Source organism: Sporolactobacillus laevolacticus DSM 442 (assembly GCF_000497245.1).
Classification (GTDB): Bacteria; Bacillota; Bacilli; order Bacillales; family Sporolactobacillaceae; genus Sporolactobacillus; species Sporolactobacillus laevolacticus.
This window is the reverse complement of sequence record NZ_AWTC01000001.1, coordinates 147,760-163,305: the sequence shown is the minus strand read 5'-3', so window position 1 is coordinate 163,305 and position 15,546 is coordinate 147,760. Positions and strand designations below refer to the sequence as shown.

Annotated in this window: 17 protein-coding genes; 16 read left to right on the top strand and 1 reads right to left on the bottom strand. The window is 44.2% G+C overall.

From position 1 onward, the window contains the following. Positions 1–204: 204 nt before the first annotated feature. The 4 genes from dnaJ to mtaB all read left to right on the top strand — a co-directional run bounded on the left by dnaJ (position 205) and on the right by mtaB (position 4,639). Entirely contained in the window at positions 205–1,341 is a 1,137-nt protein-coding gene (gene dnaJ, locus P343_RS20210) for a molecular chaperone DnaJ (protein ID WP_023508501.1), read from the top strand. Positions 1,342–1,573: 232 nt separating this feature from the next. Next, the gene (gene prmA, locus P343_RS20205; RefSeq protein WP_023508500.1) at positions 1,574–2,518 is read left to right on the top strand and encodes a 50S ribosomal protein L11 methyltransferase; all 945 of its coding nucleotides are present in this window, start codon (positions 1,574–1,576) and stop codon (positions 2,516–2,518) included. Beyond that, on the top strand, positions 2,466–3,287 hold the full coding sequence (locus P343_RS20200; protein ID WP_317134697.1) for a 16S rRNA (uracil(1498)-N(3))-methyltransferase: 822 nt from the start codon (positions 2,466–2,468) through the stop codon (positions 3,285–3,287). Before prmA ends, P343_RS20200 begins: the two co-directional genes overlap by 53 nt. A gap of 2 nt (positions 3,288–3,289) precedes the next feature. After that, positions 3,290–4,639: a tRNA (N(6)-L-threonylcarbamoyladenosine(37)-C(2))-methylthiotransferase MtaB gene (mtaB, locus tag P343_RS20195; protein WP_023508498.1), complete on the top strand. Its 1,350-nt coding sequence runs from the start codon at positions 3,290–3,292 to the stop codon at positions 4,637–4,639. Positions 4,640–4,655: 16 nt separating this feature from the next. On the opposite strand, the gene P343_RS20190 is transcribed toward mtaB, so the two are convergent. Continuing rightward, complete coding sequence (locus P343_RS20190; RefSeq protein WP_023508497.1) at positions 4,656–5,576, bottom strand: Na/Pi symporter; 921 nt, start codon at positions 5,574–5,576, stop codon at positions 4,656–4,658. A 244-nt stretch (positions 5,577–5,820) separates the two neighbouring features. On the opposite strand from P343_RS20190, the gene rpsU reads away from it, so the two are divergent. From rpsU to era, 12 genes are all read left to right on the top strand, one after another. Further along, positions 5,821–6,000 carry a 30S ribosomal protein S21 gene (gene rpsU, locus P343_RS20185; protein WP_010025726.1) on the top strand — a complete coding sequence of 60 codons (180 nt, stop codon included), beginning with the start codon at positions 5,821–5,823 and terminating at the stop codon, positions 5,998–6,000. 70 nt (positions 6,001–6,070) lie between these two features. After that, positions 6,071–6,514, top strand: a complete 444-nt coding sequence (locus tag P343_RS20180) for a GatB/YqeY domain-containing protein (protein ID WP_023508496.1) — start codon at positions 6,071–6,073, stop codon at positions 6,512–6,514. A gap of 143 nt (positions 6,515–6,657) precedes the next feature. Beyond that, complete coding sequence (gene floA / locus P343_RS20175) at positions 6,658–7,656, top strand: flotillin-like protein FloA (protein ID WP_023508495.1); 999 nt, start codon at positions 6,658–6,660, stop codon at positions 7,654–7,656. A gap of 33 nt (positions 7,657–7,689) precedes the next feature. Next, positions 7,690–8,157: a hypothetical protein gene (locus tag P343_RS20170; protein ID WP_152525240.1), complete on the top strand. Its 468-nt coding sequence runs from the start codon at positions 7,690–7,692 to the stop codon at positions 8,155–8,157. Positions 8,158–8,442: 285 nt separating this feature from the next. Further along, positions 8,443–8,724, top strand: a complete 282-nt coding sequence (gene yqfC, locus P343_RS20165; RefSeq protein ID WP_023508493.1) for a sporulation protein YqfC — start codon at positions 8,443–8,445, stop codon at positions 8,722–8,724. A gap of 15 nt (positions 8,725–8,739) precedes the next feature. Then, positions 8,740–9,954: a sporulation protein YqfD gene (gene yqfD, locus P343_RS20160; RefSeq protein ID WP_023508492.1), complete on the top strand. Its 1,215-nt coding sequence runs from the start codon at positions 8,740–8,742 to the stop codon at positions 9,952–9,954. Between the two features lie 186 nt (positions 9,955–10,140). Then, complete coding sequence (locus tag P343_RS20155) at positions 10,141–11,040, top strand: PhoH family protein (protein WP_051384696.1); 900 nt, start codon at positions 10,141–10,143, stop codon at positions 11,038–11,040. Positions 11,041–11,136: 96 nt separating this feature from the next. Continuing rightward, on the top strand, positions 11,137–13,287 hold the full coding sequence (locus tag P343_RS20150) for an HD family phosphohydrolase (protein ID WP_023508490.1): 2,151 nt from the start codon (positions 11,137–11,139) through the stop codon (positions 13,285–13,287). Next, the gene (ybeY, locus tag P343_RS20145; RefSeq protein WP_023508489.1) at positions 13,284–13,760 is read left to right on the top strand and encodes an rRNA maturation RNase YbeY; all 477 of its coding nucleotides are present in this window, start codon (positions 13,284–13,286) and stop codon (positions 13,758–13,760) included. The genes P343_RS20150 and ybeY overlap by 4 nt, the downstream gene beginning before the upstream one ends. A 36-nt stretch (positions 13,761–13,796) precedes the next feature. Beyond that, positions 13,797–14,135 carry a diacylglycerol kinase family protein gene (locus tag P343_RS20140; RefSeq protein ID WP_236620303.1) on the top strand — a complete coding sequence of 113 codons (339 nt, stop codon included), beginning with the start codon at positions 13,797–13,799 and terminating at the stop codon, positions 14,133–14,135. Between the two features lie 15 nt (positions 14,136–14,150). After that, the gene (locus P343_RS20135) at positions 14,151–14,546 is read left to right on the top strand and encodes a cytidine deaminase (protein WP_023508487.1); all 396 of its coding nucleotides are present in this window, start codon (positions 14,151–14,153) and stop codon (positions 14,544–14,546) included. Further along, the gene (era, locus tag P343_RS20130; RefSeq protein WP_023508486.1) at positions 14,543–15,448 is read left to right on the top strand and encodes a GTPase Era; all 906 of its coding nucleotides are present in this window, start codon (positions 14,543–14,545) and stop codon (positions 15,446–15,448) included. Before P343_RS20135 ends, era begins: the two co-directional genes overlap by 4 nt. Positions 15,449–15,546 lie beyond the last annotated feature (98 nt).

Here is a 15,546-nt window from a genome sequence, read left to right as displayed (position 1 = left end):
TTGTTTAAAAACTTTGTCGTTTTTAAAACGAATGGTCCAAAAAGTGTTAAATCAATACAAACATCAGCCAATGTTTAACCTTGAAAGTATGTTTATTGAGAAAGTCGAAGTCGGACGCGGGTTCTGGCTTTGGCTTTTTCTTGCTTAACTATCTGTTTGAATGATAATATAAACTCTATGTGAAATCATTTCGGGAGTGATTTGATGAGTAGTCGGGATTACTATGAAATCCTTGGCGTCAGTAAAGACGCTTCAAAGGATGAAATTAAGAAAGCATTTCGGAAACTGGCGAGGAAATACCATCCCGATGTGAACAAAGATCCGGATGCGCCTGAAAAATTTAAAGAAGCGACCAAGGCTTACGAGACGTTGAGCGATCCGCAAAAAAAAGCTCACTATGATCAATTTGGTGAAGCCGATCCAAATCAAGGCGGTTTCGGTGGATTTGGAGGTCAAGGATTTAATGGTGCCGATTTTGGCGGTTTCGGCGATATTTTCGATCAGATTTTTAATGGTGGAGCAAGGCGGCGGGATCCAAACGCGCCGCGCCAGGGATCTGACCTTCAATATGAGATGTCAATCACATTTGAAGAAGCTGCTTTTGGCAAAACAACCGATATCCGGATACCGAAAGAAGAAACCTGTACAACTTGTCATGGAACAGGCGCAAAATCGGGTTCCAAACCTGAGCAATGTTCACATTGCCACGGTACTGGTCAATTGAATCAGGAACAGAATACGCCTTTTGGCCGAATAGTAAATCGCCGGGTATGCCCGTATTGCCATGGAACAGGAAAAATCATCAAGAATCCATGCGGTACATGTGCCGGAACCGGTAAAATGAAAGTAAATAAAAAAATTGAAGTCAAAATTCCTGCGGGTATTGATGACGGCCAGCAAATTCGTTTGTCCGGCCAAGGCGAGCCAGGGGTAAACGGAGGACCATCCGGCGATCTTTACATTGTCTTCAGTGTGAAGCCGCATAAATATTATCAGCGTGTCGGGGATGATGTCCTCTTGGAGGTCCCTCTAAACTTCGCCCAGGTTGCGCTTGGTGATGAAATTGAAGTGCCGACACTGTATGGAAAGGTTAAGCTCCGCATTCCTGCCGGAACTCAGACAGGAACGAAATTCCGATTGAGAGGCAAGGGCATTAAAAATGTTAGGGGCTATGGTCAAGGTGATGAGCACGTAACTGTGAAAGTAGTGACACCAAAACACTTGACTGACGAAGAAAAAACTCTATTCAAGAAACTGGCAGATATTGGGGGCAATTCAATTAACGAAGGCGATGAAAGCTTTTTCGACAAAATGAAGAAAAAAGTTTTTAAAGCAGATTAATTAAGAGATTCTGTTCAAAAAGGAGGACAAAAAGGGCCGAGAAAATCAAGGAAACGCAGCTTCGAGCACCAGAGCGTATGCAAATAATACGTGAGGAGCGGAGAAACAAGTTGACGAAGAGATTCGACAGCAATTTTTCCCGGACTTTTTGAACACCCTCTAAGAGCACCAATCGATCACAGGAACCAGAACATGCTTAACACCCTCAACAAGGAGCGAATCCATAAACGCGATGAAATGGTCGGAAATTTGCATCCATACAACAGAAGAAGCGATTGAAGCGGTGACGAACATTTTGTACGAAGCCGGTGCGGGCGGTGTGGTTATTGAAGACTCTCAAGATCTTCAGCAAGAATGGACATCGGCAGAAGGCTCTATCTATTCACTAGATCCGGCGGATTACCCAATGGACGGAGTGAACGTAAAAGCCTACTTGCCGGTGAACAGTTTTCTAGGAGAGACAGTAGAAGAAATCAAGCAGTCCGTGAACAATCTACTGCTGTATGATATTGATCTTGGTGATGGACGCATTACATTCAGCGAACATAATGAAGAAGAATGGGCAACTGCCTGGAAAAAATATTATAAACCGGTCAGCGTGGGTGAAAGGTTTTATGTATCGCCAACATGGGCGGACTTCCAACCTGAGGATGAAAGTCGTCATGTGATAGAGCTTGATCCGGGAATGGCATTCGGTACAGGGACTCATCCTACGACTATTCTTTGTATAGAAGCCCTGGAAAAATATTTGCCGAACAAGGCTGATGTTCTTGATGTAGGTACAGGGACAGGAGTTCTTTCGATTGCTGCTGCCAAATTGGGTGCTAGCAAAGTTCTTGCTGTAGATTTGGATCATGTTGCTGTTCAATCCGCTCAACTTAACATCAAGCTTAATAAGGTCCAGGACATTGTTGAGATCAGACAGAATAATCTTTCAGATAATATTGAAGGCACTTATGATGTAGTTGTCGCCAATTTGCTGGCGGAACTTGTGATTCGCCTCAGTGAAGGCGGAGTCGCAGATCTCATAGGAGGCAATGGTCTTCTAATTGCTTCTGGCATCATCAAACCGAAAAAGGATCAAGTAGTAACGGCGCTTGCTCGGACCGGCCTAAGCGTGATCGATGAAATGGAATCCGGCGACTGGATTGCTCTCGTCGCCAAAAAGGCGGATTGATATGCAGCGTTACTTTGTGCCGTCAGATCAATTTGATGAAAAAAGAGTCGTCATTACTGGAGAGGACGCTCGCCACATTCACAAAGTTATGCGCATGAAGCCATCTGACATGATTGTGTGCGCGAACAATAAAGGGGATGCCTATCTTTGCAAGATTGATCTTTGCGAAGACGGCAAGGTTCTTGCTTCAATCTGTGAGCGGCTTGAAGGAGACCCGGAACTTCCGATTCGTGTGACCATTGCGCAAGGCATTCCTAAAGCCGATAAATTTGATACAATTGTCCAAAAGGGTACTGAATGCGGTGCCGCAGAATTCATTCCTTTTCAGGCGGAACGTTCGGTTGCTATTTGGAAACAGGACAAAAAGGATAAAAAGAGGGTTCGCCTCGAGAAGATTAGTAAGGAAGCAGCAGAACAATCGCATAGGTTGTGTATACCAGAGGTTCGTGACCCAATGAATGTGAGTCAGTTGATTGCTTTTGGTGAGTCATTTAAGAACAAGATGGTCGCCTTTGAAGAGACTGCAAAAGCAGGGGCTCAAGCCGGTTTTCCCACTCTTCTGAATAAAATGAAGGAAGGCGATCATTTGCTTGCGGTCATCGGTCCTGAAGGCGGGCTTACGTCGCTTGAGGCTGAACAACTGCAAGAACATGGTTTTATTCTTTGCGGATTAGGGCCGCGGATACTAAGAACGGAAACAGCTGCTCTTTATCTATTGTCAGCGATATCCTACCATTTTGAACTATTACATTGCGAGGTGGATGAATAAAAATGCCTTCTGTTGCTTTTCACACACTAGGATGCAAAGTTAATCATTATGAAACCGAAGCAATCTGGCAGCTTTTCAAAAAAAGCGGCTATGACCGTGCTGAATTTGAGAAGCATGCGGATGTTTATGTTATTAATACGTGTACAGTGACCAATACCGGTGATCAGAAAAGCCGCCAGATCATCCGGCGCGCGATTCGCAATAATCCGGACGCTGTCATCTGCGTGACGGGTTGCTACGCGCAGACCTCACCGGCGGAAGTGATGTCCATACCTGGTGTGGATATTGTCGTTGGTACGCAGGACAGAAATCGCCTGCTTGGTTTTGTGGATCAGTATCGCAAAGAACGGGAACCAATTAATGGCGTCAGTGACATCATGAAAGCAAAAGTGTATGAAGAATTGGATGTTCCTGAGTTTACTGATCGAACCCGTGCCTCTTTGAAAATCCAAGAAGGGTGCAACAATTTCTGTACCTTCTGTATTATTCCATGGGCTCGGGGGCTCCTCCGCTCGAGAGAACCTGAAAATGTAATATGCCAGGCGCAGCAACTCGTGGACGCGGGCTACAAGGAAATTGTCCTGACCGGTATCCATACAGCGGGTTACGGTGAGGATATGGAGAATTATAATTTCGCACAGCTTTTGCGTGATTTGGAAGAAAAGGTGCATGGCTTGAAACGTTTGAGGATCTCATCGATTGAAGCAAGCCAAATTACTGATGAAGTGATTGAAGTAGTCAACCGCTCCAAAATCCTTGCACGTCATCTCCATATTCCGCTTCAGGCGGGATCGGATCGTGTGCTGGAACGCATGCATCGCAAATACAAAACGGCTTTTTTTGCCGAGAAAATCGCGCGATTGCGCGAGGCTTTGCCTGACTTTGCGCTAACGTCCGATGTGATTGTCGGCTTTCCTGGTGAAACCGAAGAAGAATTTCAAGAGACGTATGACTTTATCCAAGATCTTCATTTTTCTGAACTGCATGTTTTTCCATATTCACAAAGAACAGGTACACCGGCGGCAAATATGTCGGATCAGGTGCCTGAAGAGGTTAAGCATGATCGCGTGAATCGTTTGATCGAACTTTCCAGTAAGCTTTCAGCGGAATATGCAGCCAAATACAAGGATCATGTTCTTGAAGTTATTCCCGAAGAACCTTTAAATCACAGAGAACCGGATGGCTATTTTGTAGGCTTTACTGATAATTATTTGAAAGTAAAGTTCCAATACCCATCCAATGATATCGTTGGTAAATTAGTGCGCGTAAAATTAGTAGAAACAGGTTACCCAATGAATGAGGGGGCATTTGTCCGAGTGGTGGAAAATCCCCAAATGACAACTGCGCATTAATTAATACGGCAATGTATTATAAGCGTGTTCGCTCAACCCAACGTCCGAATGGACCGGCTAGCGGCACTGCGATCAATCCGGTAATTAAATTGAAAATTACTGACGCGTGCGCAAGTGCCGCTCTCCCACTGCCTGCAATAATCATCGTATAGTCGGCCATGAAATGAATGAATGGGAAAAAGACAACCACGCTGAGCACATTAAAAAGAATATGCGTGTATGCGGTCCACCTGCCTTCTCTACCGGTTCCAAGACTTGCAATGTAAGTTGTGAGACATGTACCGACATTAGAGCCAAGCATAATAGCAATTGCGGCTGGAAGCGACAGAATGTTGTGATCAAGAAAGCCCATGCAGACGAGCACTGTTGCTGAACTTGACTGGATAATTGCTGAAAATAGAGTACCCACGATAACTGCGTAAATCATGCTTTCGTTGGCATCGACGAGCAAATCGCGAATAAAAGGCGCTTGAACCAACGACTCAGCGAGGGAACTGAACCCGGCCATTGAAGCAAACAGACAGCCGATGCCAAACAATAATGACCCTATTGAAAAGAAGCGGCGGAACGGCAGGCACATCATGATCAACCCTGCGCCAAAGAAAAAATAGTGCATTGAGCCTACAGGCAAGGCTGCAACTTCACCGGTTATGGTAGTCCCAATATTGGCACCGAGAATGATGCCAACACTTTGTGAGAAGCGCATCGCATGTGCTCCGATTAAGCCAACGGTAATGATCGTTACTGCGGAACTGCTTTGCAGAAGCATGGAAGCGATGGTTCCGATTGCCAAACCTTTAAATGGCGTGCTCGCGGCACGTTCGAGTGTATGGCGCATTTTGGAGCCAACCAGAGCATGCATGCCGCCGGTCATAACGCCCATGCCAAGTAAAAAAAGCAAGATATACAGGATAAAGACAACGACTTGCTGATCCACATCCGATCACCTCGTCCTATTGTATGGACAAGGGTAGTTAAGAATGACTAGAAAATGGTTAATGGCTGAAAATGATAGATGCAAAATCCAGTTTTCTTCATGGACATTTTCCGGAAAAACTTTAGTAAATGTAAAAAAACGCTTACCTGAATTTGATAATTTGTCATCTATCGTATATAATGGCTAGTGACATAAAAGAGATGTCATTTGAGTTGTTTTCGTTTTTGGAGGGAGGGAAACATAGATGGTCGAGACAAGGGTTCGGAAAAATGAATCGATTGAAGACGCGTTAAGACGCTTTAAACGGTCGGTTTCTAAATCCGGTACATTAGCGGAAGTTAAAAAACGGAGAAATTACGAGAAACCGAGTGTTAAGCGTAAGAAAAAATCTGAGGCTGCGCGTAAGAAACGCCGCAGATACTAAGAGAGTTTGTTCAAAAAAGCGGACAAAAAGTCCGGACACTTTGAACATTCTCTAAGAAGGAGTTTTACACATGAGCCTTGTTGATCGTCTGACTACAGATATGAAACAGGCGATGAAAGCGAGGGAGAAAGCACGTCTCTCGGTGATTCGCATGATTAAAACATCACTGCAGAACGAATCGATCAAGCTAGGTAAACCATTGTCGGAAGACGAGGCACTGGCAGTTCTGACCCGAGAGCTTAAGCAGAGGAAAGACTCCCTCCAAGAGTTTAAGAATGCAGGGCGGCAGGATCTTGTTGAAGAAGTCGCCAATGAAATTGCAATTGTCCAGTCTTACATGCCTGAACAGCTTTCTGAAGAGGAAGTTGAGGCACTCATAGATGAAACAATTTCTGAGGTTGGTGCTGTTTCAAAGGCGGATATCGGCAAAGTGATGAAAGCAGTCATGCCGAAAGTCAAAGGCCGGGCTGATGGCAGCGTGATCAATAAAATCGTACGCAGTAAATTAAGTTAATTGAAAAGAAGCTCTGTTTGTCATAAAAGCAAACAGAGCTTTGTTTACATAGGCCATCTTTTTTTATATGAGCCTTGGTAAAATCAGAGTTACACAAACTAGTTTTACCAAACTATTGATCATTGAAAAGGGGATGAAGAAAGTTGGATGCTTCAACAGTAGGAATACTTATTATTGCGGCTTTAATCATTATCGCGATTGTCATTCTTTTTACCTTTGTTCCGGTCATGCTATGGATTTCGGCTCTGTCATCCGGTGTTCGAATCAGTATCTTTACATTAATTGGCATGAGGCTGAGACGCGTTGTTCCAAGACGTGTCATTGACCCACTGATTAAGGCAACGAAGGCAGGACTGGATCTGCACACAAACCAACTGGAAAGCCACTATCTGGCAGGAGGTAATGTTGACCGAGTTGTAAATGCGCTCATTGCGGCACATCGAGCAAATATAGCTTTGACTTTCGAACGTGCGGCAGCGATTGACCTCGCTGGTCGAAATGTGCTTGAAGCGGTCCAGATGAGCGTTAATCCTAAGGTCATTGAGACCCCATACATTGCCGGCGTAGCCATTAACGGTATTGAAGTGAAGGTTAAGGCGAGAATCACAGTACGTGCGAACATCGACCGCCTGGTCGGCGGTGCGGGTGAAGAAACTGTGGTTGCCCGTGTTGGCGAAGGGGTTGTCAGTACGATAGGCGCTTCACACACACATAAGGATGTTTTGAAAAATCCGGACACGATTTCGAAGACAGTACTTGAGAAAGGGCTCGATGCCGGAACCGCTTTTGAAATACTCTCTATTGATATTGCGGATGTCGACGTTGGCAAGAACATCGGAGCATTTCTTCAGACAGAACAGGCGGAAGCGGATAAGAATATTGCTCAGGCGAAAGCTGAAGAGCGACGCGCGATGGCTGTCGCGAATGAACAGGAAATGCGCGCCCGAGTTGAGGAAATGCGCGCCAAAGTTGTTGAAGCGGAATCGGAAGTGCCGCTGGCAATGGCCGCTGCGCTTAAATCTGGGAAATTAGGGGTTATGGATTACATGAATTATAATAATATTAAAGCCGATACGGAAATGCGCCATTCATTCGGAAAAGAAAATAATAATGACAATACTTCCGGTGATGAATACAAGTAATCTGTCATTTCATAAGAGGAAGGGGTGAGCGCAGTGTCTTTTATTTGGATTATCGGGGTGGTTATCTGGCTGATCTTCTATGTGGCGCGATCTGTTGAAAAGCAGAATGCTCAGGAACAGAAACGTCGTCAGCAGAATAGAAGCGGAACCACTCGTTCACATGCGCCATCTGTTCAAAATGTCTCAAGGACCGAGCAACGACAGCCGCGGCGACAGGAATCGGTCACTGAACAGGCTTATAGCGACACTCAGACCGATGAGAATGTTTGGATGAAAAAATATTATGAAACCGCTCAGCGGATGAATCAATCCGTGGGTTCAAGAACTGTACCCGAACGAAGAAAGCCCCAAATGAATCATTCTCGTACAGCGGAGGTTATGGAACGAAGCTGGAGGAAGAACCGCGACGCTGTACGTCAAGCCTTTATTTTTTCAGAATGTATTGGTAAACCGCGTGCAGTTGAACCGCACCGCTTTTTTTCTGGTAAGCGAATAAACTAAATAATGTTTATGATGGTCCGCAGCCGATTTCAGCTGTGGACTTTTTACGACTGCCCGCGGCAAGCGAGCGGCTGAAGTGTCATAAAGCACAAGTTTGGTGAATTAAAGCCGCATAAAGAGTGATAGCCAAGGACCAGACGCAGCCTGGTTTTTCTTTATAAAAAATACGTAGTTTATCCAGCAAGAAAAGTAATGGTTGTATTTCCTTTCTTCAAGATTAGCCATGATTCATGGTGCTAGCTTACCTCATTCATTCATAAGTTTGTAAAGAGGTGGAGAGAGATCATGAAAAAATGGAGCACTCAATTTAAAAAATGGTTTGCAGACGTGTCCAACATTCCCGAAGATGTGGTGTTGGGTGTACCTCGTATAACCTTAATTGGTCAGTTCCGCCTCTCCATAGAAAATTATCAGAACGTTCTCGCCTTCTCAAAAACAGAGCTGAAGCTCATGCTCAATGAAGGTGAACTTCATATCTCAGGTGAAGATTTTGTACTTGAGACCATTCTGGAGAAAGAAATTGTGCTTCAGGGTCGGGTGAATGATGTTCGGTTTGTGAACAATTGAAAGGAGGCTGGCCGGTTGAGGCATACGATTCAACACGCGGAGGGTTATCTGAAAGCGGAAATAAAAGGGGACGATCCCGAAAAATTTATCAGCCTCTGCGTACGTGAACACGTTAAAATGTGGCATATTATAAGGAAAAATGAGACAACCCTTATCTGTTTTATGGAGCTAATCGACTCAAAGACAATGAAAAAATGGCTTAAAGAAACAAATTGCAGGGTACACATACTTGAAAAAAATGGTCTGCCTTTTCTGCTGAAGAAATTGGGAACAAGGCTCGGTATCGTGGCAGGCGTTGTTTTTTTTATTACGTTGATGCTTGTTTTATCAAATATGGTCTGGTCTATTCACGTAGAAGGGGCGGATGCGAAACTTGAGGAACAGATTCGTACAATTCTAAAGCAGAACCATCTGTATGAAGGATCGCTTGATTTTTTTGTTCCTGATACGAGTCAATTGGAGAATGCGTTGTCTACCAAGTTGACCAAAGTGACTTGGATCGGGGTCTCCAAAGATGGCACTGCATACAATGTGGATGTGGTACAGAAAAAGTATCCGAAGCCTAAAGAGGTAACAGGACCTAGAAATCTCGTCGCCGCTAAGCAGGCAGTTGTTCAAAGTCTTTTCGTTGAATCCGGACAACCTGTTGTTGAGAGTGATCAATTTGTGCGCCCCGGACAAATACTCGTTAGCGGTATGGTCGGCAATGAAAAGTCATCCTCCTTTGTATCGGCGAAGGGTAAGGTCATTGGAGAAACATGGTATCACACCGAGGTGCGTATTCCATTAGTCAGCCATTACGCGCTTTACTCGGGAAAAAGTTATCAGAAGCATCAGCTCATTCTATGGCATCTGTCTGTACCGCTGTGGGGAATGAAAAAAGAACCCTTTAAAACATATGATCGGGAAAAGATCCGAAAGCCGATTCGTTTTCTTGTTTGGCAGACCCCCTTCACCTATGTGCGGGAACAATTCAGACAGAAAAAAATAGTTATGCGCAATCTTACGGTCAATCAAGCTATTGAGGAAGCGATTGAAGCATCAGACAAAAAACTGTTAGACAAGCTTCCGAAGGATTCGAAGATTATTTCCTCAACAATTGACAATAAAAAGATCGTGAAAGGCAGCCTGTACATCCGCAGCCACCAAGTTGTCTATGAGAATATCGCTGTACCACAGGCAATTAATGTGGCCAAAGAAAAGCAGAAAATGAAAAAGAAAACGGATTGATTATGGACATCCGTTCTTTTTGTTTGCATGCATCATGCATGTGTTTTTAAAACGGATTGGAATTTAAGCGGTGACATATGGTAAAATGATGAAAACGTGATTGATTTTGAGGAGGACACATAAAGCTTGCCAGAACGCCATTTATATAAAATTACCATAGATTGGGAAAATGGAAATGAAGCGCTGATGCTGTTTGGACCCGGAGACGCGCATTTGAAAATTATCGAGCAGACACTTGGGCTTTCGATTGTGACCCGTGGCGGCTCTATAAATGTCTCTGCAGAAAATGAGGCGGATGCACGAAAAGTAGAACAAGTCTTAAAGGCACTTTTGAGCCTGATAAGACGAGGTATTTCTATTTCCTCACGTGATGCTGTATATGCGCTTAAAATGGCGGATAACGGCCAGCTGGAAGCCTTTAGTGATTTATATGAAACAGAGATCACCACGAACAGCAAAGGAAAGCCAATCCGAGTGAAAACGCTTGGACAGAAGCGTTATGTGGATGCGATCCGGAAGCATGACATGGTTTTCGCTATTGGACCGGCTGGAACCGGAAAGACTTATTTGGCTGTTGTTATGGCTGTGACCGCGATGAAAGCTGGAAAGATTAAACGCCTGATTCTGACCCGACCTGCAGTGGAAGCTGGGGAAAGCCTAGGCTTTCTGCCCGGCGATCTTAAGGAAAAAGTAGACCCATATCTCCGTCCGCTTTACGACGCTCTGCATGACGTGCTTGGGGCTGAGCATACACTTCGCCTGATCGAAAGAGGAACAATTGAAGTGGCTCCTCTTGCCTATATGAGAGGTCGTACACTTGAAGATGCATACGTAATTCTCGATGAGGCTCAGAACACGACACAAGAGCAAATGAAAATGTTTCTGACTCGGCTCGGTTTTGGCTCGAAGATGATTATCACAGGTGATGTCACGCAAGTCGATCTTCCAAAAGGAAAAAAATCCGGCTTAAAAACAGCCAAAGAATTATTGGAACATGTTGACGGTATTTCTTTTATTAATCTTAACCGTACAGATGTTGTAAGGCATCCGCTTGTGCAGAAAATTATCGAAGCATATGGTGACTGAATAACCGAGAACACCTCGCAAGAATCTTGGCGGAGCTTGTTCATTCCGGATGACTGCCTAGCCCGGTAAAAGGAGATAAGTTGCGGAGGCAATCCAATGACATCATCAAGTCAATTCAAAAAGAGAATTAGAGAAGTTGCCCTCACCTATTTGGCAGATTGGGGGATTGTGCTCATCGTCGGTATTGCTTTATATGGACTGATGGTCGGCAGTGTTTTGCCCAAAAATCCAAATGTGAAGCTTCATCAAATTGCGACGAGTGATATTCAATCGCCGATCGACACGGTGGATACACAGGCAACACATGTGAAACGGCAGGAGGCAATCGGATCAACGCCTTCTGCTTATGCATATAATAAAAATCTTGGACTTATGCAAGTCGAAAAAGTGGGCGACCTTTTCGATACGATTGCTGCAGTCAAAAAAGACGAAAAGATTTCAAGCGATTCGCCGCAAGTAGCCGTTGACAACGCGATTAAAATGATCGGGGACCGTCTATCGGGTTCATCAGATGCTCATCTGTCGGACAGCACGCTAACTGCCTTGCTGACTGCTTCGGACCATAACCTGCAGATTGCGGAGGATATAGCAAGCACAAGCATTTATGAAGCCATGAACGATAAGGTAGGCTGGAATGATCTTCAGCGTGTTCAAGACAAGGCTTCTGCATCTTTGCCCTCTTCCGTGCTGAATGACAGCATACGAAAGGCGCTGAATGAAGTCCTTCAATCCTATATTACTGCTAACTATTCGTTTGATGCGAACGCGACCAAGCAAAATAAGCAGGAAGCGGCAAGAAATGTTGACAATGTCGTCATACATCAAGGTGAAGTCATAGTAAAAAAAGGCGAATTAGTCACAAATGATATGATTCGCCAACTCAAATTAGTCGGATTGCTTGATGAACACTTTAATGTCATTCCTTTCGTCGGATTACTGCTTTTCACTGGATTTATTACGTTTATTTTTTGGTTTGAATATTATCGTTTTAAAGAAAAACATCCAAGATACTCAGTGAAATATTTGTATATTTACGCGCTTATTTTTATTGGAGCAGCGGCCATTATAAAAATATGCAGCTATCTCAGACTGACTAATGTGTCAGGAATCAGTTATCTTGTTCCGCTTGCCATTGCGCCCCTAATGATCCGCATACTTCTGAACGAACGTGTGGCTGTGGTTTCCGGATTGCTGCTTTCACTAGTCGGTAGCGTACTTTTTGGAATCAGCGCAAAAGCAGCGATTTTTGACTCGTCAATGGGCATCTTCTTGTTTTTTTCAGCACTTGCCGGAGCTGTTGTTTTAAGAAAAAGACAGGCACGTCCGAAAATCATGCAGACCGGCGGATTGATTGCGCTCGTTAACGTGCTTGTCGTACTCTCTCTTCTAATGTTTCAGAATACGCCTTTTTCACCTGCAAGCACCGGACTGACTTTGGGATTTTCCGCCTTATCCGGATTTCTTGCTGTTGTTCTGACAAATGGATTGATGCCGCTGTTTGAAACTGGGTTCAGCATACTCTCGCCAATACGTCTGATCGAACTATCTAATCCGAACCACCCATTGCTGAGAAAAATACTGATTGAAGCGCCGGGTACTTATCATCATAGTTTAATGGTCGCTAATCTGGCGGAGAGAGCCTGTGAAGTTATCGGAGCGAACGGCCTGCTTGCACGTGTGGCAGCTTATTATCACGACGTTGGTAAGACTAAGCGTCCGAAATTTTTTGTTGAGAATCAAATGGATGGAGTCAATCCGCATGATAAAATCTCACCACAGCTGAGCCGAACAATCATTATTTCTCACCCTTATGACGGTGCGGAAATTCTGCGTCAGTATCGAATGCCGAGAGAAATCATTGATATTGCCGAGCAGCATCATGGGACAACGCTGCTCAAGTATTTTTACGTAAAGGCTCAGGAGCAAAGTGAGAAACCGATTGACGAAAGTGAATTTCGTTATCCGGGTCCGAAGGTGCAAACGAAAGAAGCGGCAGTCGTGGAACTGGCGGACAGTATTGAAGCTGCCGTTCGGGCAATGCAAAAGCCGAATCCAGTTAAAGTAAATAATCTTGTCAAAAGTATATTTAACGACCGTTTGAGTGACGGACAGTTTGATGAGTGCAATATAACATTAAAAGAGCTTAAAAGTGTGGAAAAATCGATTGATGAAACGCTGAGAGGTGTCTATCATTCGCGTATTGAATACCCAAAAGACCTCAAAATGAAAAAGGTGACCACTAAATGACAATGACCATTGATATGCACGATGAAACCGGAGAAATTAATGAATCCATTCAAAATAGCGTCATTCAGCTCATTGATTATGCTGCAGATCAGCTGAATTTGGAAGGAGAAATTGAATGTTCGCTTACCTTTGTGGACAATGAAAAAATACAAGTCATTAACCGTGATTATCGCGGAATTGACCGTCCAACCGATGTGATTTCGTTTGCGTTAGAGGAAATGGAGGAAGATGAGGTGCCCATTCTTCCTGAAGAAGGCGAACCACGTGTTCTGGGCGATATCATTATTTCTATTGAGAGGACCCATGAACAAGCGGCTGAATATAATCATTCGTTTGAACGAGAACTAGGCTTCTTAGTTATTCATGGTTTGCTTCACCTTCTTGGCTATGATCATCAGACCAAAGAAGAAGAAGAAGAAATGTTCGGGCTCCAGGAAAAAATTCTTTCCTCATTCGGATTAAGCAGAGGATAAGTGATGAGTAATCATTCTCCAAGAAGGCATAAACATTTGCCAGAAAGCTTCAAAGACGCCATTTCCGGCTTCGTTTTTGCTTTTTTGCAGGAACGAAATCTTCACATCCAAATGTTTGCTGCAGTTGTTGTCATCGTTTTTTCGTTAATGATTCATGTTTCGCTAGTTGAGCTGATGATTGTTTTCATTTTAATTGGAGGCGTGATCAGCCTCGAACTTGTGAACACTGCAATTGAGCGTCTTGTTGATCTTGTCACTCAAGAAGAGCATCCCATGGCAAAAGCGGCGAAGGATACTGCAGCAGCGGCAGTCTGGTGGTTTTCATTAATTTCAGCGATCATTTACCTTTTTATTGTGCTTGATTCTTTAATCTAATAGGAGTGTACAAACATGGATGACAAACAATTAATTGAAGAGGCGCGTCTGGCGATGCAAAAAGCGTATGTGCCTTACTCGCACTATCAGGTCGGTGCAGCCCTCCTAACAAAATCAGGAAAAGTATTTACTGGATGCAATATTGAAAATGCCGCCTATTCTGTATGCAATTGTGCAGAGAGAACCGCTCTATTTAAAGCATTCTCTGAAGGTGAACACGAGTATGCTGCGATCGCAGTCATTGCAGTGAGCAGCCGACCTGTTCCGCCATGCGGTGCCTGCAGGCAAGTCATGAGTGAATTATGCCCTGGAGATATGCGGGTTGTTCTGGCGAATACAGAGGGATTGACTAAAATAACTACAGTCGCCGAATTACTCCCAGGCGCATTTGAATCGGAGGATATGCAATGAGCAAATCGTTTAAATCAGGATTTGCGGCGATCGTAGGTCGCCCGAACGTTGGTAAGTCGACGCTGTTGAACCGAGTGCTCGGTCAAAAGATCGCGATCATGAGTGATAAGGCACAGACAACCCGCAATAAGATTCATGGCATTTACACAACAGAGCAGGAGCAGGTCGTCTTCATCGATACTCCGGGTATCCATAAGCCGAAACATAAGCTGGGCCAAATGATGACTTCACTGGCGCTTGCAACATTGAACGAGGTCGACCTCGTATTATTTCTGATTGATGCCGAGCAGGGCTATGGGAGAGGGGATCAATTTATCATTGATTTCTTGAACAAAACCAGTGTCCCAGTATTTCTCATTGTTAATAAAATCGACAAGGTGCATCCGGATGAACTGCTCCCATTAATTGATCGCTATCGCCAACTTTACACATTTAAAGAGATTATTCCGGTGTCTGCTCTTCAGGGTCAGAATGTTTCTGCGTTGATGGAGCAAATTGGCAGCTATTTGCCGGAGGGACCGAAATATTATCCTGAAGATCAGATTACTGATCATCCAGAGCGTTTTATTGTTGCTGAGCTCATCCGTGAGAAGATCCTTCATCTGACACGTGATGAAGTGCCACACGCGATTGCCGTCGTTATCGATAAAATGAAGGTTGATGAACGACGCCAGCTCACGGAAATACAAGCGACCATCATGGTTGAACGAACATCACAGAAGGGAATCATTATTGGAAAATCAGGAAGCATGCTCAAAAAAATTGGGACACTGGCACGACAAGAAATTGAAGCGCTCATTGGCTCCAAAGTATTCTTGGAGCTGTGGGTAAAGGTTGATAAAAATTGGCGCGACAAGGAAGAAGAGCTTAAGAATTTTGGTTATACCGTTCAGGATGACTAACTGCTAAGAATCATGATCTATCATGAACAACTGGAAATGAAACCTTTTTCATTCATTTTACGTCTAAAGAGGACATCGTGAGCACAAATTGACAATCA